At 68.3% G+C, this 25455-nt stretch carries 22 protein-coding genes; 7 read left to right on the top strand and 15 right to left on the bottom strand.

Going from position 1 to position 25455, the window contains the following annotated elements:
- Positions 1–8: 8 nt before the first annotated feature.
- The 5 genes from trpD to lexA all read left to right on the top strand — a co-directional run bounded on the left by trpD (position 9) and on the right by lexA (position 4512).
- Positions 9–1034: an anthranilate phosphoribosyltransferase gene (trpD, locus tag IEW34_RS14930; protein WP_188610003.1), complete on the top strand. Its 1026-nt coding sequence runs from the start codon at positions 9–11 to the stop codon at positions 1032–1034.
- On the top strand, positions 1031–1840 hold the full coding sequence (gene trpC, locus IEW34_RS14925; RefSeq protein WP_188610002.1) for an indole-3-glycerol phosphate synthase TrpC: 810 nt from the start codon (positions 1031–1033) through the stop codon (positions 1838–1840). Before trpD ends, trpC begins: the two co-directional genes overlap by 4 nt.
- Positions 1837–2325: a cyclic pyranopterin monophosphate synthase MoaC gene (gene moaC / locus IEW34_RS14920; RefSeq protein ID WP_188610001.1), complete on the top strand. Its 489-nt coding sequence runs from the start codon at positions 1837–1839 to the stop codon at positions 2323–2325. Before trpC ends, moaC begins: the two co-directional genes overlap by 4 nt.
- Positions 2322–3566, top strand: coding sequence for a molybdopterin molybdotransferase MoeA (locus IEW34_RS14915; protein ID WP_188610000.1), 1245 nt, complete (start codon positions 2322–2324; stop codon positions 3564–3566). Before moaC ends, IEW34_RS14915 begins: the two co-directional genes overlap by 4 nt.
- 250 nt (positions 3567–3816) lie before the next feature.
- Positions 3817–4512: a transcriptional repressor LexA gene (gene lexA / locus IEW34_RS14910; protein WP_188609999.1), complete on the top strand. Its 696-nt coding sequence runs from the start codon at positions 3817–3819 to the stop codon at positions 4510–4512.
- Positions 4513–4521: 9 nt separating this feature from the next.
- Here the strand turns inward: lexA and IEW34_RS14905 are convergent, their stop codons facing one another.
- Positions 4522–6759, bottom strand: coding sequence for a ComEC/Rec2 family competence protein (locus tag IEW34_RS14905; protein ID WP_188609998.1), 2238 nt, complete (start codon positions 6757–6759; stop codon positions 4522–4524).
- 110 nt (positions 6760–6869) lie between these two features.
- Between IEW34_RS14905 and gltX the strand changes: the two genes are divergently transcribed.
- Together gltX and gltA are read left to right on the top strand one after the other, a co-directional pair.
- A complete protein-coding gene (gltX, locus tag IEW34_RS14900; protein WP_188609997.1) occupies positions 6870–8294 on the top strand; it encodes a glutamate--tRNA ligase in 1425 nt (474 codons plus the stop codon).
- A gap of 281 nt (positions 8295–8575) precedes the next feature.
- Complete coding sequence (gene gltA / locus IEW34_RS14895; protein WP_188609996.1) at positions 8576–9865, top strand: citrate synthase; 1290 nt, start codon at positions 8576–8578, stop codon at positions 9863–9865.
- A 209-nt stretch (positions 9866–10074) separates the two neighbouring features.
- Here gltA and lpxB read toward each other — a convergent pair whose 3' ends face one another.
- The 14 genes from lpxB to IEW34_RS14825 all read right to left on the bottom strand — a co-directional run bounded on the left by lpxB (position 10075) and on the right by IEW34_RS14825 (position 25174).
- On the bottom strand, positions 10075–11256 hold the full coding sequence (lpxB, locus tag IEW34_RS14890) for a lipid-A-disaccharide synthase (RefSeq protein WP_188609995.1): 1182 nt from the start codon (positions 11254–11256) through the stop codon (positions 10075–10077).
- Positions 11253–12128 (bottom strand): LpxI family protein, encoded by an 876-nt coding sequence (locus tag IEW34_RS14885; protein WP_188609994.1) that lies wholly within the window; start codon positions 12126–12128, stop codon positions 11253–11255. Before IEW34_RS14885 ends, lpxB begins: the two co-directional genes overlap by 4 nt.
- Before the next feature lies 1 nt (position 12129).
- The gene (lpxA, locus tag IEW34_RS14880; RefSeq protein WP_188609993.1) at positions 12130–12933 is read right to left on the bottom strand and encodes an acyl-ACP--UDP-N-acetylglucosamine O-acyltransferase; all 804 of its coding nucleotides are present in this window, start codon (positions 12931–12933) and stop codon (positions 12130–12132) included.
- Positions 12930–13394 (bottom strand): 3-hydroxyacyl-ACP dehydratase FabZ, encoded by a 465-nt coding sequence (gene fabZ, locus IEW34_RS14875; protein WP_188609992.1) that lies wholly within the window; start codon positions 13392–13394, stop codon positions 12930–12932. The genes lpxA and fabZ overlap by 4 nt, the downstream gene beginning before the upstream one ends.
- 19 nt (positions 13395–13413) lie before the next feature.
- Complete coding sequence (gene lpxD / locus IEW34_RS14870) at positions 13414–14478, bottom strand: UDP-3-O-(3-hydroxymyristoyl)glucosamine N-acyltransferase (protein WP_188609991.1); 1065 nt, start codon at positions 14476–14478, stop codon at positions 13414–13416.
- Positions 14479–14572: 94 nt separating this feature from the next.
- Positions 14573–17050, bottom strand: a complete 2478-nt coding sequence (bamA, locus tag IEW34_RS14865; protein ID WP_244641993.1) for an outer membrane protein assembly factor BamA — start codon at positions 17048–17050, stop codon at positions 14573–14575.
- A 182-nt stretch (positions 17051–17232) separates the two neighbouring features.
- The gene (gene rseP, locus IEW34_RS14860; protein ID WP_188609989.1) at positions 17233–18381 is read right to left on the bottom strand and encodes an RIP metalloprotease RseP; all 1149 of its coding nucleotides are present in this window, start codon (positions 18379–18381) and stop codon (positions 17233–17235) included.
- 92 nt (positions 18382–18473) lie between these two features.
- Positions 18474–19691 (bottom strand): 1-deoxy-D-xylulose-5-phosphate reductoisomerase, encoded by a 1218-nt coding sequence (gene dxr, locus IEW34_RS14855; protein WP_188609988.1) that lies wholly within the window; start codon positions 19689–19691, stop codon positions 18474–18476.
- 13 nt (positions 19692–19704) lie between these two features.
- Positions 19705–20490, bottom strand: coding sequence for a phosphatidate cytidylyltransferase (locus IEW34_RS14850; protein WP_188609987.1), 786 nt, complete (start codon positions 20488–20490; stop codon positions 19705–19707).
- A gap of 55 nt (positions 20491–20545) precedes the next feature.
- On the bottom strand, positions 20546–21325 hold the full coding sequence (locus tag IEW34_RS14845) for an isoprenyl transferase (protein ID WP_188609986.1): 780 nt from the start codon (positions 21323–21325) through the stop codon (positions 20546–20548).
- Between the two features lie 12 nt (positions 21326–21337).
- On the bottom strand, positions 21338–21898 hold the full coding sequence (gene frr, locus IEW34_RS14840) for a ribosome recycling factor (protein ID WP_188609985.1): 561 nt from the start codon (positions 21896–21898) through the stop codon (positions 21338–21340).
- A 436-nt stretch (positions 21899–22334) separates the two neighbouring features.
- Positions 22335–23042 (bottom strand): UMP kinase, encoded by a 708-nt coding sequence (pyrH, locus tag IEW34_RS14835; RefSeq protein WP_188609984.1) that lies wholly within the window; start codon positions 23040–23042, stop codon positions 22335–22337.
- A 78-nt stretch (positions 23043–23120) separates the two neighbouring features.
- Entirely contained in the window at positions 23121–24044 is a 924-nt protein-coding gene (gene tsf / locus IEW34_RS14830) for a translation elongation factor Ts (protein ID WP_188609983.1), read from the bottom strand.
- Positions 24045–24163: 119 nt separating this feature from the next.
- Entirely contained in the window at positions 24164–25174 is a 1011-nt protein-coding gene (locus IEW34_RS14825; protein ID WP_188609982.1) for a 30S ribosomal protein S2, read from the bottom strand.
- Positions 25175–25455: the final 281 nt, after the last annotated feature.

Genomic DNA, 25455 nt, shown 5'->3' with positions numbered 1-25455 from the left:
CGAGAGCCATGGACGCCTTCAAACCCTTCATCGCCAAGGTTGCCACCGGCGCGCCGCTCACCCGGGACGAGGCGCGCGCGGCCTTTGAAACGCTGCTGTCAGGCGAGGTGACGCCGGCTCAGGCCGGCGCCTTCCTGATGGCGCTGCGCGTGCGCGGCGAAACCGTGGACGAGATCGCCGGCGCGGTGTCGGCGCTGCGCGCCCGCATGGTGACGGTCAATGCCCCGGCGGATGCGATCGATATCGTCGGCACCGGCGGCGATAACGTCGGCACCTACAACGTCTCGACTCTCACCTCCCTCGTGGTCGCGGCCTGCGGCGTCACGGTGGCGAAGCACGGCAACCGCGCCGCCTCATCGAAATCGGGAGCAGCCGATGTGCTGACGGCGCTGGGCGTCAGGATCGGGCTCGACGCCGATGCGATCGGCCGCTGCATCGCAGGGGCGGGCATCGGCTTCATGTTCGCGCCCGGCCATCACGCCTCGATGCGCCACGTCGCGCCGGTTCGCACCGAACTGGGCACCCGCACCCTGTTCAACCTGATCGGCCCGCTGGCCAATCCGGCCGCGGTGAAGCGACAGTTGCTCGGCTGTTTCTCCGAGATGTGGCTGGAGCCGATGGTCGAGGTGTTGCGCACGCTCGGCTCCGAGCGCATCTGGGCAGTGCACGGCTCCGATGGCCTGGACGAGATCACCACCACGGGACCGACCCAGGTGGTGGCGCTCGACAACGGCAGCATCAGCCGCTTCACGATCACCCCCGAGGATATCGGCCTTGCCCGGGCCAGGCTTGACGACCTCAAGGGTGGCGACCCGGAGCACAACGCGCTGGCGCTCAAGCGCGTGCTCGACGGCGAGAAGGGCCCCTATCGCGACATCGTCGTGATCAACGCCGCGGCGGCGCTGGTCGTCGCCGGCCGGGCCTCCAGCCTTCCGGAAGGCGCGGGCCTCGCGGCGGCCGCTCTCGACAACGGGGCTGCGTTCACCACACTTTACAAGCTGATCTCGCTCTCCAACGACGGAAGCGGCGCGTGAGCAACGTACTCGATCGCATCGGGGCCTATAAACGTCAGGAAATCGCCGCGGCCAAGGCGGCCGTGCCGCCGGCGGAGATGGAACGGCGCGCCGCCGCCGCGCCGCCGCCACGCGGCTTCGCCGCCGCGATCCGTCAACGCATCGCCACGGGTCAGCCCGCTCTCATCGCCGAAATCAAGAAGGCGAGCCCCTCCAAGGGCTTGATCCGCGCGGACTTCGATCCACCGGCGCTGGCACGTGCCTATGCGGAGGGCGGCGCCACCTGCCTGTCGGTGCTGACCGACGCGCCGTCGTTCCAGGGCAAGCCTGAATATCTCGGCGCCGCGCGGGCCGCCTGCCAGCTGCCGGTGCTGCGCAAGGATTTCATGTACGAGCCCTACCAGGTGTTCGAGGCGCGGGCCTGGGGCGCCGACTGCATCCTGATCATCATGGCCGCCGTCGACGACGCCGAAGCTCAGGCCCTGGCCGATGCCGCGGCCGCCGTCGGCATCGACGTGCTGCTCGAGGTGCACGATGCAGCCGAGCTCGACCGGGCCCTGGCCCTGCCGTCGCCGCTGATCGGTATCAACAACCGTGACCTCAGGACGTTCGAGACGCGCCTGGAAGCCAGCGAACAGTTGGCACCGCGCGTCCCGGCCGACCGCATCGTCGTCGGGGAGAGCGGCATCTTCACACCGGCCGATATCGCACGCCTTGCGGCCGCCGGGATCGATACCTTCCTCGTCGGCGAAAGCCTCATGCGCCAGCAGGACGTCGCCGCGGCAACGCGTGCGCTCCTGCGGCGCGACCCCGCTCCCGCCTCATGAGCAAGCTCAGTCACCTCGACGACAGCGGCGCCGCCCGCATGGTCGACGTGGGCGACAAGCCGGCGACATCCCGCGTGGCGCTGGCGCAAGGACGAATCGTCACGCGGCCCGAAACGCTCGCCCTCATCCGCAGCGGCGATGCCAAGAAGGGCGACGTGCTCGGCACGGCGCGGCTCGCCGGCATCATGGCCGCCAAGCGCACGCACGAATTGATCCCCCTCTGCCACCCGCTGCTGATCAGCAAGGTTGCGGTCGATCTCGCGCTGGACGAGGCACTCCCCGGCGTCACGGTGCAGGCCGAGGTGAGGGTCAACGGCCCCACCGGGGTCGAGATGGAGGCGCTCACGGCCGTGTCGGTCGCCTGCCTCACGGTCTATGACATGGTGAAGGCCGTCGATCGCGACATGCGCATCGAGGGCATCCGCCTGCTGCGCAAGGAGGGCGGACGCTCCGGTCTGTGGCAGGCCGAGGACGTCGCGCCATGAAGCCCATGCTCTCCGTCGACGAGGCGCTGCGGCGCGTGCTGGCCTCAGCCGCGACGCCGACGGACGTGGAGGATGTGGCGATCACGGCCGCGCACGGCCGCACCCTGGCGCGTGATCTCGCGGCTCGCCGCACCCAGCCGCCCTTCGACAGCTCGGCGATGGACGGCTACGCGGTACGCGCCGCCGATTGCGCCACACCGCACGCGATGCTGCGCCTGATCGGCACCAGCGCCGCCGGCCATCGCTTCACCGGCACCGTCGGGCCGGGCGAAGCCGTCCGCATCTTCACAGGCGCGCCTGTTCCCGCCGGAGCAGACGCCGTCATCATCCAGGAGAATGCCGAGCCACCCTCGCCCGAGGGAACGGTCCGCTTCATCGCCGCGGCGGAGCCGGGCCGCCACATCCGGCGCGCCGGGCTCGATTTCGCCGCCGGCGACGTTCTGCTCAGCGCCGGCAGCCGGCTCGACTTTCGGCGGATCGGGCTGGCGGCGGCGATGGGCCATCCGGCGCTGCCCGTGCGCCGCAGGCCCCGCGTCGCCCTGCTGGCGACGGGCGACGAACTGGTTCGCCCCGGCGAGGCCGCCGGCGAGGACCAGATCGTCAGCTCCAACAGCTATGCCGTGGCGGCACTTGCGGAGGCTGCCGGCGCGGAGCCGCTCGACCTCGGCATCGCGCGCGATGACAGAGCGGACCTCGCGGCAGCCGTGGAACAGGCGCGCGCCGCGGCGGCGGATGTGCTGGTCACCCTGGGCGGCGCCTCCGTCGGCGACCACGATCTGGTCAAGGACGCGCTGGCCGACGCCCGCATGGAACTGGACTTCTGGCGAATCGCCATGCGCCCCGGCAAGCCGTTGATGCACGGGCGCCTCGGCGCGATGGTCGTGCTGGCGCTGCCCGGCAATCCGGTCTCGGCCATCGTCTGCGCCGCGCTATTCCTCGTGCCGCTGCTGCGCGCCCTGGTCGGCGACCCCGAGGCCGGGGACGACCGGAGCATTGCCGTGCGCCTCGGCGCGGACGTGGGCCCCAACGATGTCCGGCAGGACTACCTGCGGGCCCGGCTGACCGCGAGCGCCGACCTGCCGATCGCCACGCCCGCCGCGGTGCAGGACAGCTCGCTGCTCGGCGTGCTGGCGAGCGCCGAGGCGCTGATCGTGCGCCCGCCCGGAGCACCGGCCGCCAGGGCTGGCGAGGTGGCGCGGGCCATTCCCCTGATGGGCTGCCCGGCCGCCGGCTGGCGCTAAGGCGCGGCCTAGCCAGTTGTTGCGGAACACAGCAAGAACGGCTAAATATTGTTCATGCTTTGTTTCGGCAGTGAGTCGAGCCGGCATGGGCATGACGCAGAAACGATCGGTCGACCGGCGCCGCAGTGCGCTCCTGGCCCTGAATAATGTCGTGCTCTAACCTTTTGGAATGGATCAGGAGCGCATGATGGGCTCCGTGATCCCCAGCCGGCCGATCAGCGGGCCGCGAGCGCGACGGGACGGACCGACCATGTTGACCAGCAAGCAGCATGAGCTTCTGCGCTTCATCAATGAGCGTCTCCGCGAAACCGGCGTGCCGCCGTCCTTCGACGAGATGAAGGAGGCGCTGGACCTCAAGTCCAAGTCGGGGATCCACCGCCTGATCATGGCGCTGGAGGAGCGCGGCTTCATCCGCCGGCTGCCCAACCGGGCGCGTGCGGTGGAGATCATCAAGCTGCCGGAGACCGCCAGCCCGCAGCCGAGCCGACGCTTCAGCCCCAGCGTCGTCGAAGGAGGGCTTGGACGCGTCAGGCCGGCGTCGGCCGATGGTGAGGACGACCGCAAGGTCATCGCCGTACCGGTGATGGGCCGCATCGCGGCCGGCGTGCCGATCACCGCCATCCAGAATCGCAGTCACACGCTCCAGCTTCCGGTGGAGCTGCTATCGTCCGGGGAGCATTACGCGCTGGAGGTGCGCGGCGATTCGATGGTGGATGCCGGCATCCTCGAGGGCGACACCGTCGTCATCCGCCGCCAGGACACGGCCAACACCGGCGACATCGTGGTGGCGCTGATCGACGAGGAGGAAGCGACCTTGAAGCGCTTGCGGCGGCGCGGCTCGTCGATCGCGCTCGAGGCTGCCAATCCGGCCTACGAGACGCGGGTGCTCGGCCCGGACCGGGTCAAGATCCAAGGCAAGCTGATCAGCCTGGTGCGACGGTATTGAGCCGTCCGCTCACGGCTCGTCGTCGGGCTTCTCGTCCAGCTTTTCTCCGGCCTCCGGCAGCGGCTTGGGCTTGGGCGGCGCCGGCCCGTTGATCCAAGGGCGCGAGCGGACATCGCCGCGCGCCGTCGTCGTTCGCAGCACGCCCTCCCCCGCGTTGACCGCGACCGCCCCGGCGCGCGTCAGTTGCGGGCCATCGAGCACCAGCGCCGCTGCACATGTGGGCGGCGCTGTGCGACGGGAGATGACCACGTCGGCACGGGCGCAATCCTCCTCGAAGGCGCTGCGCTCGACGACAAAGGCGACGGCGCCGCCGTCCGCCAGGCGGCCGACGCAGCCGAGGCTGTCACAGCGGGTTCCCGCCCGCAGGCTGGGGTCGGTGGGGAGCCTGCGATCGCCATCGGCGCGCAGCCATTGCTCCACCACGAAGCTTGAAGGCTTGCCGAGAATCACCAGCCGCCCATCCGCGCCGCGCACGGCCGCCCCGTCGGCCCGACGGTCCACCAGAATGTCGGGACGCGGCGTATGGGCGGCGAGCACCAGCCCGACGGCGGCCGGCACCACCGCGGCCCATCGCAGGGCCGTGCTCCAGAGCGTGAACCAGAGGATGGCAATGACGAAGCCTGCGAGGGCGAGAGCCGACATGGCCGGCATGCCGACTCGCGACTGCTCGATCGTCGCGATCAGGCGCGACGCCCACAGGATCGGCTCGGTGGCCAGCCCCATCACCCACCAGATCGGCCAATCGATGCCGAACGGATAGGCCACCATGCCGACGACGGCCGAGGGCATGACCACCAGCGAGATGAACGGCAGCGTCAGCACGTTGCCGAGGATGCCGAGTGGGCTGAGCGCCTGGAAATGATAGGCGCTGAACGAGCCGGTGGCGAGCTCGGCGACGGCCGTCGTCGTGACCGCGGCGAGCAAGGCCCGGCCCGCGCGGCCGACCGGACCGAGCGGGGGAGCGTCTCGCGGCCGGGGCAGTCCACTCAGGCTGCCGCTGCGCTCCGCGACGGCGATGAGCCCGGCGACCGCGGCGAACGACATCTGAAAGCTCGGCCCCAGCAGGCTTTCCGGCTCCATGGCCAGCACGATCAGAGCGGCGATGGCGAGGTTGCGCATGGCGAGCGCCGGACGCTCCACCAGGATGGCCCCCAGCATGACCAGCGTCATCACCAGCGCTCGCTCGGTGGCGACATCGGAACCGGTGAAGATGCAGTAGGCGGCAGCTCCCACCATCGCGAGCGCCGCCGCGATCTTCTTGATCGGCCAGGCCAGGGCCAGCCCCGGCAGAAGTGCCAGCAACGCGCGGCTCGACCAGAAGAACACGCTCGCGGCGAGCACCATGTGCAGGCCGGAGATGGAGACGATGTGGTAGATGCCGGCGGCGCGCAGCACCTCGTTGGTGTCCTCGGTGATCTGCCCGCGCTTGCCCGTGACCAAGGCGGCCGCCACGGCACCGGCCTGGCCGCCGAACGCCGTCGCGATACGCGTCGTGACCGTCGCGCGCGCCGCATCCACAGCGGCCGCCCACCGCACCGATCGCGGCGGCGCGGCGGTGGCCGGAGTGAGCTCGATGGCCCCGCTCACCGAGCCGACGGCGCCGAGCCGCTTGAAATAGGCATCGCGCGCGAAATCGTAGCCGCCGGGGCGCGCCTGCTCCGGCGGAGGCAGCAGCCGCGCCGACGCCCGGACATGGTCGCCGGGCTTGATCGCCGTGCGCGACTTGACCGTCACCCGCACGAGCGCAGGCAACGCCTGCGGCGCCAGCTCGGCAAAGGACGTCGGCACGATCACCAGGCGCGAACCCGTGCCATGGTCATCGACGGCGACGACGAAGCCGGTGAGCTTGCCCGCCGTCACACGCGTCAGCACCGGCGCCGCGACCAGCGCGGTTCGCATACAGGCCGCGCTGAAGCCGGCGAAGACGAAGGCGACGCCGATCATGAGCAATCGGCCGAGCGGCCGCCGCCGGACCGCCGCGACGCCGGCCACCGCGAGGCCCGTGGCGAGCAGCGGCGCCCAGAGCGCCGGCTCGCGGTCGGCGGCGAAATAGAGCAGGATGCCGATGCCAAAGGCGACCGGCAGCCACACGAACGGCCGGCGGCGCTCTTGCTCGAGCGCGAAGAGGCGCCAGATAGAGTGCGTCGCATGCAGGAACAGGGCGCGGCTGCGCGCACCGAAGCCAAGCGCGCCGGTCGTCGCCGGCGCGATTGCCTCGGACAGGGCTGCGCTGTGGTCACGGGGCATACGGGATTTCGGCTCGGCGTTGGCGCATGCTACACGACGCCGTCGCCAGCCGGCGAGTCTCGCCTCAGCTCCCGCTCCGTTTCGAGTGTGCCCGCCGCACGTTGTTGGAAATGGCCGATCAGATCATCACCCGCTTCGCTCCGTCTCCCACGGGCTACCTGCATATCGGCGGCGCCCGAACGGCCCTGTTCAACTGGCTGTTCGCACGCAGGCACGGCGGCAGGATGCTGCTGCGCATCGAGGACACCGACCGCGAGCGTTCAACAGACGCCGCCATCGCCGCCATCCTCGACGGGCTGGGCTGGCTCGGCCTTGATTGGGACGGCGACGTCGTCTACCAATACAGCCGCGCCGACCGCCACCGGGCCGTCGTCCAGGAGCTGCTGGAGCGCGGCCGCGCCTATTACTGCTACGCCAGCGCCCAGGAGCTGGAGGAGATGCGCGAGAGCGCCCGCCGCGAGGGGCGCCCCTCCCGCTACGACGGACGCTGGCGCGACCGGGACCCCGCCGCGGCCCCGGCGGGCGTCAAGCCGGTGGTGCGCCTGAAGGCGCCGACCGAGGGCGAGACAGTCGTCGAGGACCAGGTGCAGGGCCGTGTCGTCTGGCAGAACAAGGAGCTGGACGACCTCGTCCTGCTGCGCTCCGATGGCTCGCCGACCTACATGCTCGCTGTCGTCGTCGATGATCACGACATGGCCGTCACGCATGTCATTCGCGGCGACGACCACCTGACCAATGCGGCCCGCCAGCGCCAGATCTACGACGCGCTGGGCTGGGCGCCTCCGGTCATGGCCCATATCCCACTCATCCACGGTCCTGACGGCGCCAAGTTATCCAAGCGGCACGGCGCGCTCGGCGTCGAGGCTTACCGCACGCTGGGCTATCTGCCGGAGGCGCTGCGCAACTACCTCGTTCGCCTCGGCTGGAGCCATGGCGACCAGGAGATCTTTTCGACCGAGGAGATGACGGCCGCCTTCGCCCTCGAGCAGATCGGCCGTTCGCCGGCCCGCTTCGACTTCGCCAAGCTGGAGAGCATCAACGGCCACTACATGCGGCAGGCAGACGACGCGCGCCTTGTGGCCGCGATCAAGACGATTCTACCCCAGGTCGGCCCCGACCGCGGACTGGGCGCGACGCTTGATCCCGAGCTCGAGGCCAAGCTGCTGTCGGCGATGCCGGGACTCAAGGAGCGCGCCAAGACGGTGATCGAGCTGCTCGACAGCGCGTCCTACCTCTACGCCAGGCGCCCGCTCGGTCTCGACGCCAAAGCCACGACGATCCTCGATGACGACGCCCGTCGGCGGTTGGCCCTGGTGCTGAGCGAGCTCGAGACGATTTCGGAGTGGTCGGCGGCGAATACGGAGGGCGCCGTACGGCGGGTCGCCGATGCGGCCGCTCTCAAGCTCGGTCAGCTGGCGCAACCGCTCAGGGCGGCGCTGACCGGACGGGCGACATCACCCGGCCTGTTCGACGTGATGGCCGTGCTCGGGCGCGACGAGAGCCTTGCACGGGTCCGGGATCAGCTTCCCGCCTGACGCAGCGCAACCCGACTCGACTTCCTGTAACGCCAATTACTTATGAATAGTAGCTAACGCAAAACTCGAGATAACAATGGCGAGAGTTGGAGGCCTCCGATGCACGGTCGTCAGGCCCCCGGCACGGCGGCTTGATGGGGCCCGGCAAATGGGCTACCGAATTGTCGCTCAAGTTCGCACTTGCGATATTTAGGCCAGCGTAATCAGCAGCCACGTGCCCGGCGAACCAGCCCGGCTTCCTCGCTGCCCTACGTCGGTCTCCTCAGACAAGGGTGACGATAATGAACGCGAGGACGACTGCACTTAGCGTCGATGGCAAAGTGGTCGACTTGCCGACCCTGGATGGCACCATCGGACCCAGCGTCGTGGACATCGCCTCTCTTTATAAAGAGACGGACATGTTCACGTACGACCCGGGGTTCACCTCCACGGCCAGCTGCCAGTCCAAGATCACGTACATCGATGGCGACGATGGCGTCCTGCTCTACCGCGGCTATCCGATTCAGGAGCTGGCCGAGCACGGCGACTTCCTGGAGACGTGTTACCTGCTGCTCGAAGGCGAGCTGCCGACGACGACCCAGAAGGCCGATTTCGACTACCGCGTCACGCGCCACACCATGGTGCACGAGCAGATGATGCGGTTCTTCCAGGGCTTTCGCCGCGATGCCCACCCCATGGCCATCATGGTCGCGTCGGTCGGGGCGCTCTCGGCCTTCTATCACGACTCGACCGACATCTCGGACGAGAAGCAGCGCATGATCGCGTCCATGCGCATGATCGCGAAGATGCCGACGCTGGCCTCGCTAGCGTACAAGTACCACGTCGGGCAGCCGTTCATCTATCCGCGCAACGACCTCGACTACACCACCAACTTCCTGCACATGTGCTTCGCGGTGCCGTGCGAGGAATACAAGCCCAACCCGATCCTCTCGCGCGCGCTCGACCGCATCTTCATCCTGCACGCGGATCACGAGCAGAACGCCTCGACGTCGACGGTGCGGCTGGCTGGATCCTCGGGTGCCAATCCCTTCGCCTGTATCGCCGCCGGCATCGCCTGCCTGTGGGGTCCGGCCCACGGGGGCGCCAACGAGGCCGCGCTCAAGATGCTGCAGGAGATCGGTACCGTCGACAGGATCCCGCAGTTCATCGCTCGCGCCAAGGATAAGAACGATCCGTTCCGTCTGATGGGCTTCGGCCACCGCGTCTATAAGAACTACGACCCGCGCGCCAAGATCATGCAGCGGACGACGCACGAGGTGCTGAACGAACTCGGCCACAAGGACGATCCGCTGCTCGAGGTGGCCCTGGAGCTTGAGCGGATCGCACTGAGCGACGAGTATTTCGTCGAGAAGAAGCTCTATCCGAACATCGATTTCTACTCGGGCATCACGCTCAAGGCGATGGGCTTCCCGACCGAGATGTTCACCGTACTGTTTGCGGTGGCTCGCACGGTCGGCTGGATCGCCCAGTGGAAGGAAATGATCGAGGATCCCAGCCAGCGCATCGGCCGCCCCCGCCAGCTCTATACGGGCGCGCCCGCGCGCGACTACATCAGCATCGCCCAGCGGTAAGCCTGACGCACTCCGCGAGAACGTGTCCGCGAGGTGATGGTTTCCACCGGAACGAGATGCGCATGACGCGAAAGCCCGGCACGGCGCCGGGCTTTTTGCTGTCTGCAACGCGGCAAGCGCCACTCGGCCGGATCAGTCCCCTCTGATCGAGTGATGCTCCGGCAGCCGGGCGCCGTTGGATGATCTCCAACCGGTGGCAAAATGCGATTCTAGCGCTGTCGCGAGCTACGGGGCGCCCCGGCGGTTTCGAGAACGATCCGCGCGCCCCGCTCGCTTGGATGCTCAGAGCCGGTCGACATCAGAGCGTCGAGCCGGGCCAAAGCCTCCACCTGCGTGCGGCGCGGCGGCGTGTCGCCGAGCAGCGGCAGCAGGGCCTCAGCGAGCGCGTCCGCGGTACAATCCTCCTGGATGAACTCCGGGATGGCGTTGGCGCCCAAGATGAGGTTGGGCAGGACGATCGACGGCACCTTGACCAGGAAACGCAGCCGTTCTTCCAGGAACGACACCTTGTAGGCGACCACCATGGGCACCCCTGCGAGCGCCAACTCCAGCGTCACGGTGCCGGACGCGGCGACGGCCGCGTGTGCCTGCCGAAAGGCGGCCCATTTGCTGGCTTCGCCGGTGACGATGTCCGGCCGGACCGGCCAGGATGCGGCGCGGGCCGCGATGTCCTCCTTGAGGTGGGGCACCGCGGGCAGGATGATCCTGACATCCGGCCGCGCTTGCGCAATCAGCCCCAGCGCAGCGCCGAACGGCTCCATGAGCCGCGAGATCTCAGTGCGCCGGCTGCCCGGAAGCACCAGTAGTGTCGGGGCCTGGCCAAGATTCGCGCGCTCGCCCGGTCGCGGGCGCAGCTCTGCGAGCCGCTCGACGAGCGGATGGCCGACGTAGCTGCACGCCGGGCCACCCAGCCGGCGGTGCGCCTCCGGCTCGAAGGGCAGGAGCGCCAGCAGGTGATCGACATAGGCGCGCATGGCGCGGGCACGGCCGGGCCGCCACGCCCAGACGGTCGGACTGACATAGTCGACGATGGGCAGCCCCGGCATCCGCGCCCGGACCCGCTTGGCTACGTTGTGGGTAAAATCCGGGCTGTCGATGATCACCAGCACGTCCGGCTTGGCCGCCACCACGGCATCAACCGTCGCGTAGACCCTGCGGACGATCGTCGGGAGCCTCGCGACGACGGCCGACACCCCCATGACCGCGATATCGCTCAGCGGAAAGAGGCTGGTGAGCCCCACCGCCGCCATGCGTTCGCCGCCCACCCCTGCGAAGGCGACACCGGCATCGCCCAGCCGCTCGTGGATGGCTCGCATCAACCCGGCACCGAGTTGGTCACCCGACTCTTCCCCGGCGACGAGAAAGACCGAAAGCGGCGGTTCCGGCGTCATTCGCTCATCTCACCCGGTACGTCCTGCGCGGTGTCCACGCCGACCACGAACAAGCCTCGGCGGTCAGCCTCTTCGATCGTGGTGGCGCGATCAATCACGAGCGTCGCGCCGGCCCCGACCGCGATGCCGGAAAAGCCTGCTCGAGCCGCCCTCCGTACCGTATCGGGCCCGATCGCCGGCAGATCCACCCGCAGGTCCTGCCCGGCCTTCGCCATCTTCACCAGCACCGGCCCGCCCTCGCCCCCATGCAGCCGTGATGTCCGTCCCAGCCGCTGGGCGCGCGCGATCATCGCATCGGTACCTTCCGGCCCCTCGACGGCGGCGATGCGCGAACCAGCGACGACCGCCGCCTGCCCGACATCGAAAGGCGACAATGCGGTCAAGCAGCGAACGCCAAGGCCGATGGCAGCGCGCGATGCCGCGGTGGGTTCGACCCTACCGAAGACGCCGACACCGGCCAGCAGCTCGGGGGCCAGGGTTGCGATGCCTTCGACAGTGAAGCCCTCACGCTCGAACAAGCCGACGACAGTGCGCAGCAGCCGGTCGTCACCTGCCCTCATGATCGGCAGGAGGAAGTCGCGGTTGCGGTAAGCGGCCGCGACCGCACCTAGCAGAGCCCGCGGCGTCGGGCGATGCACCACCCCGACGAGGACGACCGCAGCGGGACGCCAAGCATGCAGCCGCCTGATGATCCCGAGCGCGTCGACGATGTCGAAGGCGCACTCCGCCCGTCGCAGTGTCCCGCGGTCGGCGAAACCGCGAAGGGCCAGGATACGCACGGCGCGACCGCGGACAGCCAGGCGGTCAGCGAGTTCGCGCGGCAGCGCACCACCGCCGGCCAGAATCGCCACGCCGCCGTCGGCCGCGGACATCTCACGCCTCGGCGTCGCGCGGCGTGCAGATCGCCCGGTCCCCGCCGGCGCGGATGAAGTTCAACACCTCCTGAACCAGCGGATGGTTACCGAGCTCGCCCTCCGCACCGGCCACCCGCTCGAGCAGCGTGCCCTCGCGGGCGAACAGCAGGCGGTAGGCGCGGCGCAGCGCATGGATGTCGTCGCGTGAAAAGCCGCGCCGGCGCAGGCCGACCAGGTTGAGGCCAGCCAGGTGAGCCCGATTGCCGATAACCATCCCGTAGGGGATGAGGTCGTTTTCAAGGCCCGACATGCCGCCGACGAACGCGTGCGCACCGACGCGCGTGAACTGGATGATGGCCGAGCCGCCGCCACATATGACGTGGCTGCCGACCGTCACGTGTCCGGCCAGCATCACGTTGTTGGACAGAATGACGTCGTCGCCGACCTTGCAGTCGTGGCCGATGTGCGAATTGGCGAGCAATGCGCATCGGTCGCCGACGACGGTCGCCATCCCACCGCCCGCCGTGCCCGGATTGATCGTTACGCCCTCGCGGATGATGCAATCGGCTCCGACCGTCAGTGTCGACGGCTCGCCCTTGTACTTCAGGTCCTGGGGCGCATGGCCGACCGAGGCGAACGGATAGATCTTGGTGCGCGCCCCGATCGTCGTGCGGCCGGCAACGGCCACGTGGCTCGCCAGGGCCACCTCGTCGCCGAGCGTTACATCGGGCCCGACGACGCAGAAAGGGCCGACCGACACGCCGCGGCCGAGCATGGCGTTGTCGTCGACCACCGCCGTCGGATGAACTGAAGGTGCATTCACTCGATCACCAGCATGGCGCTGACTTCAGCCTCGGCCACGAGCGTGCCGTTCACCTTCGCCTCGCCCCGGTACCACCACATGGTGCGGCGGTTGTTGAGCTTGCGCATATGATACTCGACGACATCGCCGGGCTGCACCGGCCGGCGGAACTTGCACTTGTCGATTGTCATGAAGAAGACCTCCTTGGGCCGCTTCTTCTCGGCCAGTTTCGACGCGACGCAAATGGCGCCGGCGGTCTGCGCCATGCCCTCGATGATCAGCACGCCGGGGAACAGCGGCCGGGTCGGAAAATGCCCGAGGAACTGTGGCTCGTTGTAGGTCACGTTCTTGATGCCGATGCAGGAGTTGTCGCTGTCGATGTCGATGATGCGATCAACCAACAAAAACGGATAGCGATGGGGCAGATAACTCATGATCTGAACGATATCGGCCGTATCGAGCTTAGCCGGCGCCTGCTCCATCAATGTTACTCCCACCCTTTCAGTCGTCGGCGCCGCTGCGCGCCGGGCCTCCGCGCTTGGCCGCCAGGTTCTTCAGCGCTGTCACCTCGCGGAACCAGTCCCGCATGGGCCTCGCCGGCGTCCCACCCCAGATCGCTCCGGGCGGCACGTCGGAGTTGACGTTGCTGGTGGCGGCGATCTGCGTGCCCCGTCCGATGCGGATGTGTCCGATGATGCCGGCCTGGCCGCCAATCGTGACGAAATCCTCCAGCGTCGTGCTGCCGGCAATGCCCACCTGGGCGACGATGACGCAGTGGCGCCCGATCACCACGTTATGTGCAATCTGCACCAGATTGTCGATCTTGGTCCCTTCCCCGATGATCGTATCGCGCGTCGCCCCGCGGTCGATCGTCGTGTTGGCGCCAATTTCCACATCGTCCTGAATGATCACGCGCCCGACCTGCGGCACCTTGAGATGACCGCGGCCGCTCATGGCGAAACCAAATCCATCCTGGCCGATCCGTACGCCCTGGTGGAGGATCACCCGGTTGCCGACGAGCGCATACTGAATGGCGGCTCCCGGCCCGATGGAGCAATCGCGGCCGATGCGCACCTCGGCTCCGACCACGGCCGTGGCGCCGATCGTCGTGCCCCGCCCGATCTCGGCGCGGGGCCCGATCACGGCGCCAGGGTCGATGACCACTCCGGGTTCGATGCGAGCCGAAGGATGCACGAAGGCCCCCGGCGTGACGCCCGATGCCTCGAAAACGGAGCCTGGCCGGACGGCTGAAGGGAACAGCGCACTCAGCACGGCGGCAAAGCCCCGATGCGGATCGCGCGTGAGCAGGGCGACCGGACCGGGGGGCACCTTGGCGATAAACCGCTCCGACACCAGACAGACGCCGGCCCGCGTCGTCGCGAGCACAGCGGCGTAACGCGCGTTATCCATGTAGGCCAGATCGGATGGCGTCGCGGTTTCGAGCGGTGCGACGCCGCGAATGGCCTGCTGCGGGTCGGCTCCCTCGGGCAGGGCCGCACCCACCAGCTCGGCGACCGCCGACAGCGTCAGGGCCGAGGAGGCGGGAAAGAAGACTGGCTCGGCCATGGTGGGCTTTACAACTGAAGATCGGCGGACCGCAACGAAGGCGGACCGCCGACCTGCCGTGGGAGGGCGCCCGAAGGCGCCCTTGAACGCTCGACTAGAAGCTGCCGCCGCCGGAGAAGCGGAACGCCTGGGTGCGGTCGCCGTCCGCCTTTGTCAGGGCAAAGGCGTAGTCGAAGCGGATCGGACCCAGCGGCGACTGCCAGAGGATACTGGCGCCGACCGAGGTGCGGATCGCGCTCGAGTCCTTGACGATCATGCACTCTGGCTGAACCGGCTGGGAGTTCGGCTGGCAGACCCCGCCCGCGAAGCCGTCGATCACGCCGTTGTAGTTCAGGTCAAAGGTCTTGGCGCCCTTGTAGCCGAACAGGGTACCGGCATCGGCGAACACCGCGCCCTTCAGGCCGAGCTCGCGCGGCAGACCCCAGATCGGGAACTGCGCCTCGACGCTCGCGCCGAAGTAGTTGACGCCGCCGATCGCATTGGTGCTCGGATCGCCCGTCAGGTCGCGCGGACCGATGCCGGAGGGGGCAAAGCCGCGGACGAGGGACGGCCCGAGAAAGAAGTTGTCGGTTAGGCGCAGATCATTGCCACCCAGGGGTTGGATGGTGCCGCCCTGCAGCTTGACGATGCCGACAACGTCATCCCACAGCTCGCGATAGTAGCGGGCCTCACCGGTGGCGCGGAAGAACTTGGAGTCGCCGCCCAGGCCGGCGATCTCGGGGCGCACCTCGGCGTAGATGCCGCTGTGCGGGTTCTTCATGTTGTCGAGGGTGTTGTAGGTGAGCGTTACGCCCACCAGCGAGGTCAAGGTCCGACCGATGGCCTGCTTGACCGCGACCGACGCCTCACCGTCATAGGCGCAGTTCGGATAGTAGGACAGCGCGCCCGGGGTGCCGTTGTACGGATAGGTGACGCCGTCGAAGGGCGGATTGAACACCGAGGTGTAGCCCGGCAGCGGGAAGCTACAGTCGTTATACGGCTGCTTGTAGCTATCGGGCACCGACAGCTTCGTCTGGTACAGCGAGTAGCGCGCCGTCACCGTGAACTCGTCGGTGATGGGGAAGCCGAAGCGGATCGTTCCGCCCGTCGCGCGCGTCTCATAGCGGGCGTACATCGTGTTGTCGGTGTACTTCGTATAGACGTCGAAGCCCGCGGCCAGCCGCTGGCCCAGGAAGTAGGGCTCGGTGAACGACAGCTGGACGCCGTTGGTCCGCTGGCCGAGCTGGCCGGCGACGCGGATATACTGACCACGTCCCAGGAAGTTGGACTCGGCGACGGCGACCTCGCCGATGACACCGTCCTGGGTGGAATAACCGCCGGAGACGGAGAACTGACCGGTCGACTGGTCCTCGACATCGATGTTGATGACCACCCGGTCCGGCTGCGAACCCGGCTCGTTGGTGATGCGCACCTTCTTGAAGTAGCCGAGCCCGTTGAGACGGCGCTCGGCGCGGTCGATGAGCACCTTGTTGTAGGCGTCGCCCTCCTCCAGGTCGAGCTCCCGCCGGATCACGTAGTCTCGCGTGCGCACGTTGCCGCGCACATTGATCCGCTCGATGTAGACGCGTGGACCTTCCTCGACCACGTAGGTCAGGCCGATGGTGTGATTGACGCTGTCACGCACGCCCGCGGGACGAACCTGGACGAACGGATTGCCCTTGCGCATGACGCTCGTGGTCATCGAGGTCAGCGCCTTCTCGACATTCTCGGCGTCATAGATCTCGCCGGGCGACGATGTCACCTCGCGGCGCACCATGTCATGCGTCACGCCCTCGACCCGCGACTCCACGTCGACCGAGGAGATCCGGTAGGGCTGCCCCTCCTCGACCGTGATGGTCACGATCCAGCCGCCCTTCGCCTGATCGAACACGGAGTCGGTCGAGACGATGCGGAAGTCGGCGTAGCCGTTCTTGAGATAGTAGCGGCGGATCAGTTCCTCGTCGGAGGAGATCTTGTCGGGATCGTAGACGTCGGAGGTCTTGAGCCACGACAGCAGGTTCATCTCCGTCGTCGTCATCAGGTCACGCAGGCGGCGGGACGAGTAGGCGTGGTTGCCGACGAAATTGATCTCCTTGACGCCGGTCTTGTCGCCTTCCTTGATCGTGAAGACGACGTCCACACGCCCGTTGGTCAGCGGAACGATCCGGCTGGAGATGGTGGCCAGCCCACGGCCGCCGCGCTTGTAGATCTCCTGCAGCTTTTCGACGTCCGCCTGCACCGCGGCGGGGCTGTAGGGCCCGCGCGCCTTGGTCGAGAGCTCACCCGCCAGCACGTCCTTGTTGAGCTTTTTGTTGCCCTCGAAGACGACCCGGTTGACGGTCTGATTTTCGTTGACGGTGACGACCGTGGCGCCGCGCCCCCCGGCGACCTTGACGTCGGAGAACATGCCCGTCGCCAGCAGCGCCTGACGCGCCTCGTCCGGAGACTTCCCCTGCACGTAGCTACGGATCGTCTCGGCATCCATCCGCTGGTTGCCGTGGACGACAACGCTCTGCGCCTGTGCAGCCGACATCCCGGCCATCAGAACGAGGCCGACCGTCAGTGCAAAGCGGCGGACACTCACTAGCGCCATCCCGCGGAACATTGCAGGTCTCATCATAAAACTGGCCGCCCTGTTTCGATTTTTTACGCCCCGGCGGGGCGAGGAGTCGGTCGTGGGATCCTAGGATCGAAATCGCTTCTATCGAGTTTACAGGCTGTTGCAAACGCAGAGAGGGTTAACAAATCCTTTTTTTGGGAGGCGTGGCCCGCCGGTCACGTCACCCCGAGAATGCGCCGCACAATGTCGTTCCAAGTCACGAAAACCGTGAGCATGATGACCAGCGCGAGGCCGATGCGGAACCCGAACTCCTGCGTCCGCTCGCTCACCGGGCGGCCGCGCAGGGCTTCGATGGCGTAAAACAGCAGGTGGCCGCCGTCGAGCAGGGGCACCGGAAGCAGGTTGAGCAGACCGATCGACACCGACAGAAACGCCACGAAGCTGAGCAGCGGGACGAAGCCGAGCCGCGCCACCTGCCCCGACACCTGGGCGATCCCGATCGGGCCCGCCAACTGATCTGCCGACGCCCGGCCGCCGATGATCTTGCCGATGCCGTCAACCGATTGCTCGATGACGCTCCATGTCTCGCCGACGCCGATGCCAATGGAGGGGAACAATCCGTAGCGCTCGAGCTTGATGTCACCCGGAGCGGTCGGAGCGGTCAGGCCGAGCATGCCCATGCGCTGCTTGCCCAAGGGCGTGTCGCGCTCCTTGAGTTCGGGGGTGGCCTCCAGCGTGACCTGACGGCCCGCCCGATCCACGACGAAGGTGAGTGCCTCGCCGCCGCGGAGACTGACGATTCGTTGGACGTCGCCGAAGCTTCGGACGGCGGCGCCGTCGATCGTCAGGATCAGATCGCCGACTTCAAATCCGGCCTTGGCTGCAGCGCTTTCCTGCATGACGGCGGCGGCCCGCGGCGGGATCACGGTCCGGCCGTATAGATAGACCGTGCCGGCGAAGATGACGATCGCCAGGAGAAAGTTGGCGATCGGACCCGCCGCGACGATGGCGGCGCGCTGCCAGACGCTCTTGAAATGGAAGCTCCCGGCGCGCTCGCGCGGCGTCATTCGCTCCAGCGCGTCATGATCCGGGGTGCTCGCCCCGGTGGCGTCACCCGCGAACTTGACATAGCCGCCGAGCGGAATCGCGGCGAGGCGCCAGCGCGTCCCGTGCCGGTCGGTCCAGCCGACCAGTTCCTTGCCGAAGCCGATCGAGAAGGTGTCGATGTCGACGCCGCACCAACGGCCGACCAGGAAATGGCCCATCTCGTGGATGAACACCACCACGCCCAGCACGAAGACAAACGACGCGATGATGAGGGGCAGGCTCTCCCCCGTCCTCACCATGGCAGCAATGAAATCCATCTAGGTCCTCACTCGGCGCAACAACCGCCGATCAGCGTCGCCGTCCCGGCGACCGTGGAACGACTTTGCGTCCGAAATTCGCCCGTCGATAGCTAGCGGCCCGGGTTGGCCGTTGCCAGGCGGTGCGGCCGCGTCACCCGGCCGCCCTGCCCCGCGCGCGCGACCTCTTCGGCCACCCGGCGCGCCGTCTGGTCGACCTCCAGCGCCTCGTCGACCGAGCCGGGTCGGCTGTCGCCCAATACCGCGAGGCGCGCGCACACCTCCTCGACCAGCGCAGGGATACCGTGAAAGGCGAGCCGCCGGTCGAGGAAGGCGGCCACCGCAATTTCGTTGGCCGCGTTGAGGATGGCCGGCATGGCCCCGCCCGCCATCATGGCGGCACGCGCCAGCGCCAGGGCCGGGAACCGCGTCACGTCCGGCACCTCGAAGGTCAGTGAGCCGAGCGCCGCCAGATCGAGGCGCGGCGTGGGCGCGTCGAGGCGTTCGGGAAGCCCCAGACAATAGGCGATCGGCACCCGCATGTCGGGCATCGCGAGCCCGGCGGTGACCGCGCCGTCGCGAAAGGCCACCAGGCCGTGCACGACCGATTGCGGATGGATGACCGCGTCGAGCCGTTCGGGTGCAATGGCGAACAGGTGCATGGCTTCGATGAGCTCCAGCCCCTTGTTCATCAGGGTGGCCGAATCGATGGAGATCTTGGCGCCCATCGACCAGGTCGGGTGGGCGAGCGCCTGCTCCGGCGTCACCGTAAGCAGGCGCTCGGCCGACCAGGTTCGGAAGGGGCCGCCGGAGGCGGTGATCGTCATCCGCTCGACCGCTTCGACCGGCTGCCCGCCCAACGCCTGAAGCAACGCATTGTGCTCGGAATCGACCGGCAGGATGGGGACGCCCCGCTCGCGCGCATCGCGCATGAAGGGCTCGCCGGCGCACACCAGCGTCTCCTTGTTGGCCAGGGCGAGCGTTCGCCCCGGCTTGAGCGCCGCGTGGGTCGCCCGCAGCCCGGCCGTCCCGGCGATGGCGCCGACGACGATGTCGCACTCCCGCTCGACCGCCTCCAGCACCGCGGTCGAACCGGCCCCCGCGGCGATGCCGGCGGGGCCAAGCGCCTCGCGCAAGGCCCCGGCCTGGCTCTCGTCCGCCAGCACGGCGCAGCCGGCATTCAGCTGCCGCGCCAGGGCGGCCAGACCCGCGGCGTCGCGGTGGCCGACCAGGGCCGTCACCTCGAAGCGGTCGCGGTGACGCAGAAGCAGATCGACGGTGGAACGCCCGACCGACCCGGTTGCTCCGAGCACGATGATGCGCCGTCTCATGTCCGCGCCCCCCTCATCGCAGCACCCCACGCAAGGCGACACCGGCGCCCACCAACACCGACACCGCCCAGAAGCCGTCCAGCCGATCCATGAAGCCGCCGTGGCCCGGAATGACGCGGCTGGAATCCTTGACGCCGAAGTGCCGCTTCAACGCAGACTCGGCAAGATCCCCGCCCTGGCCGACCACCGAAGCCGCGGCGCTGGCCAGCACGAGCAGAGCGCTCGGCGCCCAGCCGCCGAACCAGACGAGCGTGGCGGTTCCGGCGAGCGTGCCGGCGAACGTGCCGCCGACGAAGCCGGACCACGTCTTCTTCGGGCTGACCCGGGGCCAGAGCTTGGGCCCCCCCAGGCGGCGGCCGGTGAAGAAGGCCGCCACGTCTGTCGTCCATACGACCGCGAACATCCAGAGCAATCCCGGCAGCCCGAGCGCCGGGTCGGCCCGCACCAGGACGGGAACGATCGCCAGCACCGCTCCGCACCATAGCCCAGCCACGGCCCAGAGCCGATCCCGCAGGCCCAATCCCAGCGCGCAGACGACGATCGTGCCGGCGGAGAGCACGGCGGCCGAAGCCAGGGTGCTGATCAGAAGCGCAAGGCCGGTGGCCGCGGCAAAAGCGGGCAGGATTGTGCGGAGGCCGCGGCGCGGCGCAATCGCGGTCACCGTCGTCCACTCCGCCGCCACCGCTGCGCCCGCAGCAGCCCAAAGGAGGGACAGCGGCCATTGGCCCAGCGCCGCCGTGGCAAGGGCGAGGGCCGCCAGGAGAACGGCCGACACCGTGCGCAAGGCGAGTTCCGACATGCCGCGAGCACCCCCAGACGGGATCCGGCCAGGCGCGGCCCGGTTGCTCTCCACCTCAGCCGGCCCCGCCCAGGCCGCCGAAGCGCCGGTCCCGCCCGCGGAAGTCGGCGATCGCCGCTTCCAGGGTGGCCCGGTCGAAATCGGGCCAGAGCACCGGGGTGAAGACGAACTCGGCGTAGGCCGCCTGCCACAACAGGAAGTTCGACACGCGCAGCTCGCCGGAGGTGCGGATAACCAGGTCCGGATCGGGAATGCCCGCGGTGTCGAGCCGCGCGTCGAGCGCCGCCTGATCGATGGCGTCGGCCGGCAGACGACCTGCCGCGACGTCGAGCGCCAGGGCGCGCGCCGCGCGCACCAATTCCTGACGGCCGCCGTAGTTGAAGGCGATCACCAGGTTGAGGCCCGTGCCGCCCGCCGTGCGGCGCTCGGCCTCTTCCAGGATCGAGCGGATGTCGGAGGCGAGATCTTCGCGCGCGCCGATGAACCTCACGCGGACGTTGTTGCGCTGCAGGTCCGCGAGGTCGCTGCGAAAGAAAAGGCGCAGCAGGTTCATCAGCTGGAAGACTTCGGCGGCCGGTCGCCGCCAGTTCTCCGACGAGAAGCTGTAGACGGTGAGATAGCGCAGATTGAGCTCGATCGCAGCCCGCACCGTGCGCCGCAGTGCCTCGACCCCTCGCCGGTGCCCTTCGGCCCGCGGCAGCCCGCGCCGTTCGGCCCAGCGCCCGTTGCCATCCATGATGATGGCGACGTGCGCCGGCGCGTCCACGCCGCCCGTCTCCTGGGCCGGTGCGGGCGGAGACAGGACGGCGGCGTCGCTGGCGGCTTCGATCGGCATGTCCAACCTGACTCAGACCTGCAGAATCTCTTTTTCCTTCGCTGCGAGGGTCTGGTCCACCTCCGCAACCGACTGATCCGTCGCCTTCTGGACGAGGTCGCCGAACCTGGCCTGTTCGTCCTGGCTGATGGCGCTGTCCTTCTCCAGCTTCTTGAGTAGGTCGAGGCCGTCGCGCCGCACGTGCCGGACGGCGACTCGCGCCTCCTCGGCATACTTGTGGGCAACGCGCACCATCTCCTTGCGACGCTGCTCGTTCATCTCCGGAATGCGCAGCCGGATAACCTGCCCTTCGGTATTGGGATTGAGCCCGAGATCGGACTCGCGGATCGCCTTCTCGACCGCGGCGACCATGGCCTTGTCCCAGACCTGGACGCTGACGAGACGCGGCTCGGGCACCGAGACAGTAGCCACCTGATTGAGCGGCATCAGCGAGCCATAGGCGTCCACCTGGATTGGATCGAGCAGGTTGGCCGAGGCGCGACCGGTCCTGAGGCTGGCCAAGTCGTGGCGCAGGGCCTGGATCGCGCCGGACATGCGGCGCTTCAGGTCGTCGAGATCGAAGGCTGCGGTCATAGCTTCATTACGCTCCAGACATCGAATCTGATCTTAGGGGCGAACTTTTGGCCCGCCACACGTGAAGATCAAGGAAAGGGCTCGGACCCTGCTCTTAGCGGCTTCATCCGCCGCTGGCGAGCCGCCGATACCTGCCGAACATCTACGTGCCAACGTCGCGGCCGGATGCCGCCCTCCAGCCGGCGATATCGAGCGCCGCCGCGGCCGGCCCCGCCACGGGCGCCAGGCGATCGAGAGGCAAGACGTTGGAACAAATCCGCCCATCGGGCCGCCACATCCGGTCGGGCGCCGACCGAACATCGTGAACGCGAAGCTCCGCGCGGCATCGGCCTCCAGACCATCGGATCAATCGCCCACGATGGAATCATAGACCCGCCCGGGCGCGCAAGAAACCACGACATTTGCGGCGGGATTGTCCTCGCACGACGTGGTCGGATCAGGGCGTCACGAGCGTCGCCAATCCCTCTCCCTTGAGCACCGCCGAGATGCAGCCGGGATTGCGCAGGGAGAATACGATGATCGTGAGGCCGCTGTCTCGGGCCAGCGCGAAAGCCGCCGTGTCCATCACCTTCAGATCCCTGCGGATCGCATCGGCGTGGGTCAGGCTCTCGTAGCGGACGGCGCTGGCATCGAGCTTGGGGTCGGCGGAATAGACGCCGTCGACGTTCGTCGCCTTGAGCAGTGCGTCGCAACCGAGCTCGGCGGCTCGCAGAGCGGCGCCCGTATCGGTGGTGAAAAAGGGGTTGCCGGTCCCGCCGCCAAGGATGACCACCTTGCCGTTGGCCATGTGGTCGAGCGCGCGGCGACGCGCATAGTTTTCGCACAGCGCCGGCATGGCGATGGCGGACATGGCGCGCGCCGGCACGCCGACTGCTTCGATCGCATGCTCGAGCGCCAGCGCGTTCATGACCGTGCCGAGCATGCCGATCGAATCGGCGGAGGGACGGTCGAGGCCTTTGGCGAGCCCCTGGACGCCGCGGAAGAAGTTGCCGCCGCCGACGACGACGGCGATCTCGTGACCCGCCCGTGCTGCCGCTGCGATATCCGCGGCGATGGTGCCGAGCGTCTCCCCGTGCAGGCCGGCCCCGATCGGGCCCGAGAGGGCCTCGCCTGACAGTTTGATCAGCGCACGCTTCACATACATCGGCTGGCCCCGCCCCCCGCTTCACGACCCGATCGATACGCCTCGCAAGACGGGGCCCGCCGGGCAGGCCCCGACCGATCAGACGCCGGCGGCGGCCGCGACCTCAGCCGCGAAGTCCGGCCCTTCCTCCTTCTCGATGCCCTCGCCGAGGGCGAAGCGGACGAAGGCGGAGATCTTCACCGGCGCGCCGGCCTTGGCCTCGGCCTCCTTGAGGATCTGCGTCACCGTCTTGGAGGGCTCGTGCACAAACGGCTGCTCCAGCAGCGTCGCTTCCTTGAAGAAGCTCTTGAGGCCGCTCTCGACGATCTTGTCGAGGACGTGCTCGGGCTTGCCGGCGTTCTTGTCGCGCAGGATCGCCTTCTCGCGCTCCAGAACCTCCGCGCCGATGCCAGTGCTGTCGAGCGCCAGCGGATTGGTCGCGGCAATGTGCATGGCGATCTGCCGGCCGAGCGCCCCGAGCTGGGTGGCGTCGCCGGTGGATTCGAGCGCGACAAGCACGCCGATCTTGCCCAGGCCCTCGCTCACGACGTTGTGCACATAGGTCGCGATGAGGCCTGACGAAACCTCGAGCTTGGCCACACGGCGGAGCGTCATGTTCTCGCCGATCGTGGCGATGAGCTCCTGCAGGCGGTCCTTGATGGTGACCTGCGAACCGGGGAAGTGCGCAGCCTCGAGGCCCGCGAGCGTGCCGTCGCCGTTGAGCGCAATCTTGGCCGCCTCACGCGCGAACGCCTGGAACTGGTCGTTGCGGGCGACGAAGTCGGTCTCGGAGTTGATCTCGAGAATGGTGGCGTAGTGGCCGGAGGACTCGACCGCGACGAGGCCCTCGGCGGCGACGCGGCCGGCCTTCTTGGCCGCCTTGGCCAGTCCCTTCTTGCGCAGCCAGTCGACGGCAGCCTCGATGTCGCCGCCCGTCTCGTTGAGCGCGGCCTTGCAGTCCATCATGCCCGCGCCGGTCTTCTCGCGAAGCTCCTTCACCATCGCAGCGGAAATGTTCGCCATGGTCGTCCTCATACTCGTTTGACGCGGGCAGCTTTTCACCCGGTAGATAGGCAGAACCCGGCGTCGTCCAGACGCCGGGCCATCTTTCGTCTCGCAGTCACCGCCGAAGCGGCAATCGGTCAGGCGGCTTCGGTCAGCGCACGGGCCTGGGCCACCCAGCCGTCGCGGGCGATACGCCCGTTGAGCTTCAGCTCCGTGTCGATGCGCGCGACATCGTCCGGCTTCATGGCGCCGACCTGCCAATAGTGGAAGATGCCGGCTTCGTTCAGCTTGGTCTCGAGTTCCGGGCCGACGCCGTGAAGCTTGGTGAGATCGTCGGGCGCGCCACGGGGCGCCGCCAGCGTTTCGAACGCTTCCTCGACCACGGGGAACTCGGCCTCGGGCACGACCTCCTCGAGCACCGGGCTCTCGGTCTCGCCCTGGTCGAAGCCGACGTCACCCGCGGCGCGCGAGATACCGTCGATAGCCGCCTTGGCGGCGAGCTCGCAGTAGAGCGAGATGGCGCGGCCGGCGTCGTCGTTGCCCGGCACCGGATAGGTGATGCCATCCGGATCGGAATTGGTGTCGACGATGGCGACCACCGGAATGCCGAGGCGGGTGGCCTCCTTGATGGCCAGCTGTTCCTTGTTGGTGTCGATGACGAACAGCAGGTCGGGCGTGCCACCCATGTCCTTGATGCCGCCGAGCGCCTTCTCCAGCTTGTCGCGCTCGCGCGACAGCATCAGGCGCTCCTTCTTGGTCAGGCCCTGGGCCGCGCCGCCGAGCATCTCGTCGAGCTTGCGCAGCCGCTGGATCGAGCCGGCGATGGTCTTCCAGTTGGTCAGCATGCCGCCGAGCCAGCGGGAGTTGACGAAATACTGGGCCGAGCGGCGGGCCGCCTCAGCCACCGAGTCCGACGCCTGCCGCTTGGTGCCGACGAAGAGCACGCGACCGCCGGCCGCGACCGTATCGGAAATCGCCTGCAGGGCACGGTGCATCATCGGCACCGACTGCGCCAGGTCGATGATGTGAATGTTGTTGCGCGTGCCGAAGATGTATTCGCTCATCTTCGGGTTCCAGCGGTGGGACTGGTGGCCGAAGTGCGCGCCAGACTCCAGCAGCTGACGCATGGAAAAATCGGGTAGTGCCATCGTATTCTCCGGTTGAAGCCGCCGCGGAGCGATGTGGGCCGGCAACGCCGACCACCGGACGCCTCATTCAGGCATGAGGCATGCTCCGCGTGTGGGATGGCGGGCTTATAGGTGTCCGGGGCTCATGATGCAAGTGTTCGGGCCGATTTCTCCACCAGAGCGGCGCCTGGGTCGCACCTGCCCGGCGCCTGGAGCGCATCCCGATCGAAGGACTTGGGGCCTTTCCACCCGATCGGAAGATTCCATCCGGTCGGGAACGGATCGAGGGCGCTGGACCTGAG

This window comes from Chelatococcus reniformis (genome assembly GCF_014640075.1).
GTDB lineage: Bacteria > Pseudomonadota > Alphaproteobacteria > Rhizobiales > Beijerinckiaceae > Camelimonas > Camelimonas reniformis.
This window is presented reverse-complemented; position numbering and strand designations above follow the sequence as displayed.

Bases quoted from the DNA above. Each gene is read 5' to 3' on its own strand.
- trpD (WP_188610003.1), top strand. From the start codon at position 9: ATGGACGCCTTCAAACCCTTCATCGCCAAGGTTGCCACCGGCGCGCCG.
- moaC (WP_188610001.1), top strand. From the start codon at position 1,837: ATGAGCAAGCTCAGTCACCTCGACGACAGCGGCGCCGCCCGCATGGTC.
- IEW34_RS14915 (WP_188610000.1), top strand. From the start codon at position 2,322: ATGAAGCCCATGCTCTCCGTCGACGAGGCGCTGCGGCGCGTGCTGGCC.
- lexA (WP_188609999.1), top strand. From the start codon at position 3,817: ATGTTGACCAGCAAGCAGCATGAGCTTCTGCGCTTCATCAATGAGCGT.
- IEW34_RS14905 (WP_188609998.1), bottom strand. From the start codon at position 6,759: ATGCCCCGTGACCACAGCGCAGCCCTGTCCGAGGCAATCGCGCCGGCG.
- gltX (WP_188609997.1), top strand. From the start codon at position 6,870: ATGGCCGATCAGATCATCACCCGCTTCGCTCCGTCTCCCACGGGCTAC.
- gltA (WP_188609996.1), top strand. From the start codon at position 8,576: ATGAACGCGAGGACGACTGCACTTAGCGTCGATGGCAAAGTGGTCGAC.
- lpxB (WP_188609995.1), bottom strand. From the start codon at position 11,256: ATGACGCCGGAACCGCCGCTTTCGGTCTTTCTCGTCGCCGGGGAAGAG.
- IEW34_RS14885 (WP_188609994.1), bottom strand. From the start codon at position 12,128: ATGTCCGCGGCCGACGGCGGCGTGGCGATTCTGGCCGGCGGTGGTGCG.
- fabZ (WP_188609992.1), bottom strand. From the start codon at position 13,394: ATGGAGCAGGCGCCGGCTAAGCTCGATACGGCCGATATCGTTCAGATC.
- lpxD (WP_188609991.1), bottom strand. From the start codon at position 14,478: ATGGCCGAGCCAGTCTTCTTTCCCGCCTCCTCGGCCCTGACGCTGTCG.
- bamA (WP_244641993.1), bottom strand. From the start codon at position 17,050: ATGGCGCTAGTGAGTGTCCGCCGCTTTGCACTGACGGTCGGCCTCGTT.
- rseP (WP_188609989.1), bottom strand. From the start codon at position 18,381: ATGGATTTCATTGCTGCCATGGTGAGGACGGGGGAGAGCCTGCCCCTC.
- dxr (WP_188609988.1), bottom strand. From the start codon at position 19,691: ATGAGACGGCGCATCATCGTGCTCGGAGCAACCGGGTCGGTCGGGCGT.
- IEW34_RS14850 (WP_188609987.1), bottom strand. From the start codon at position 20,490: ATGTCGGAACTCGCCTTGCGCACGGTGTCGGCCGTTCTCCTGGCGGCC.
- IEW34_RS14845 (WP_188609986.1), bottom strand. From the start codon at position 21,325: ATGCCGATCGAAGCCGCCAGCGACGCCGCCGTCCTGTCTCCGCCCGCA.
- frr (WP_188609985.1), bottom strand. From the start codon at position 21,898: ATGACCGCAGCCTTCGATCTCGACGACCTGAAGCGCCGCATGTCCGGC.
- pyrH (WP_188609984.1), bottom strand. From the start codon at position 23,042: ATGTATGTGAAGCGTGCGCTGATCAAACTGTCAGGCGAGGCCCTCTCG.
- tsf (WP_188609983.1), bottom strand. From the start codon at position 24,044: ATGGCGAACATTTCCGCTGCGATGGTGAAGGAGCTTCGCGAGAAGACC.
- IEW34_RS14825 (WP_188609982.1), bottom strand. From the start codon at position 25,174: ATGGCACTACCCGATTTTTCCATGCGTCAGCTGCTGGAGTCTGGCGCG.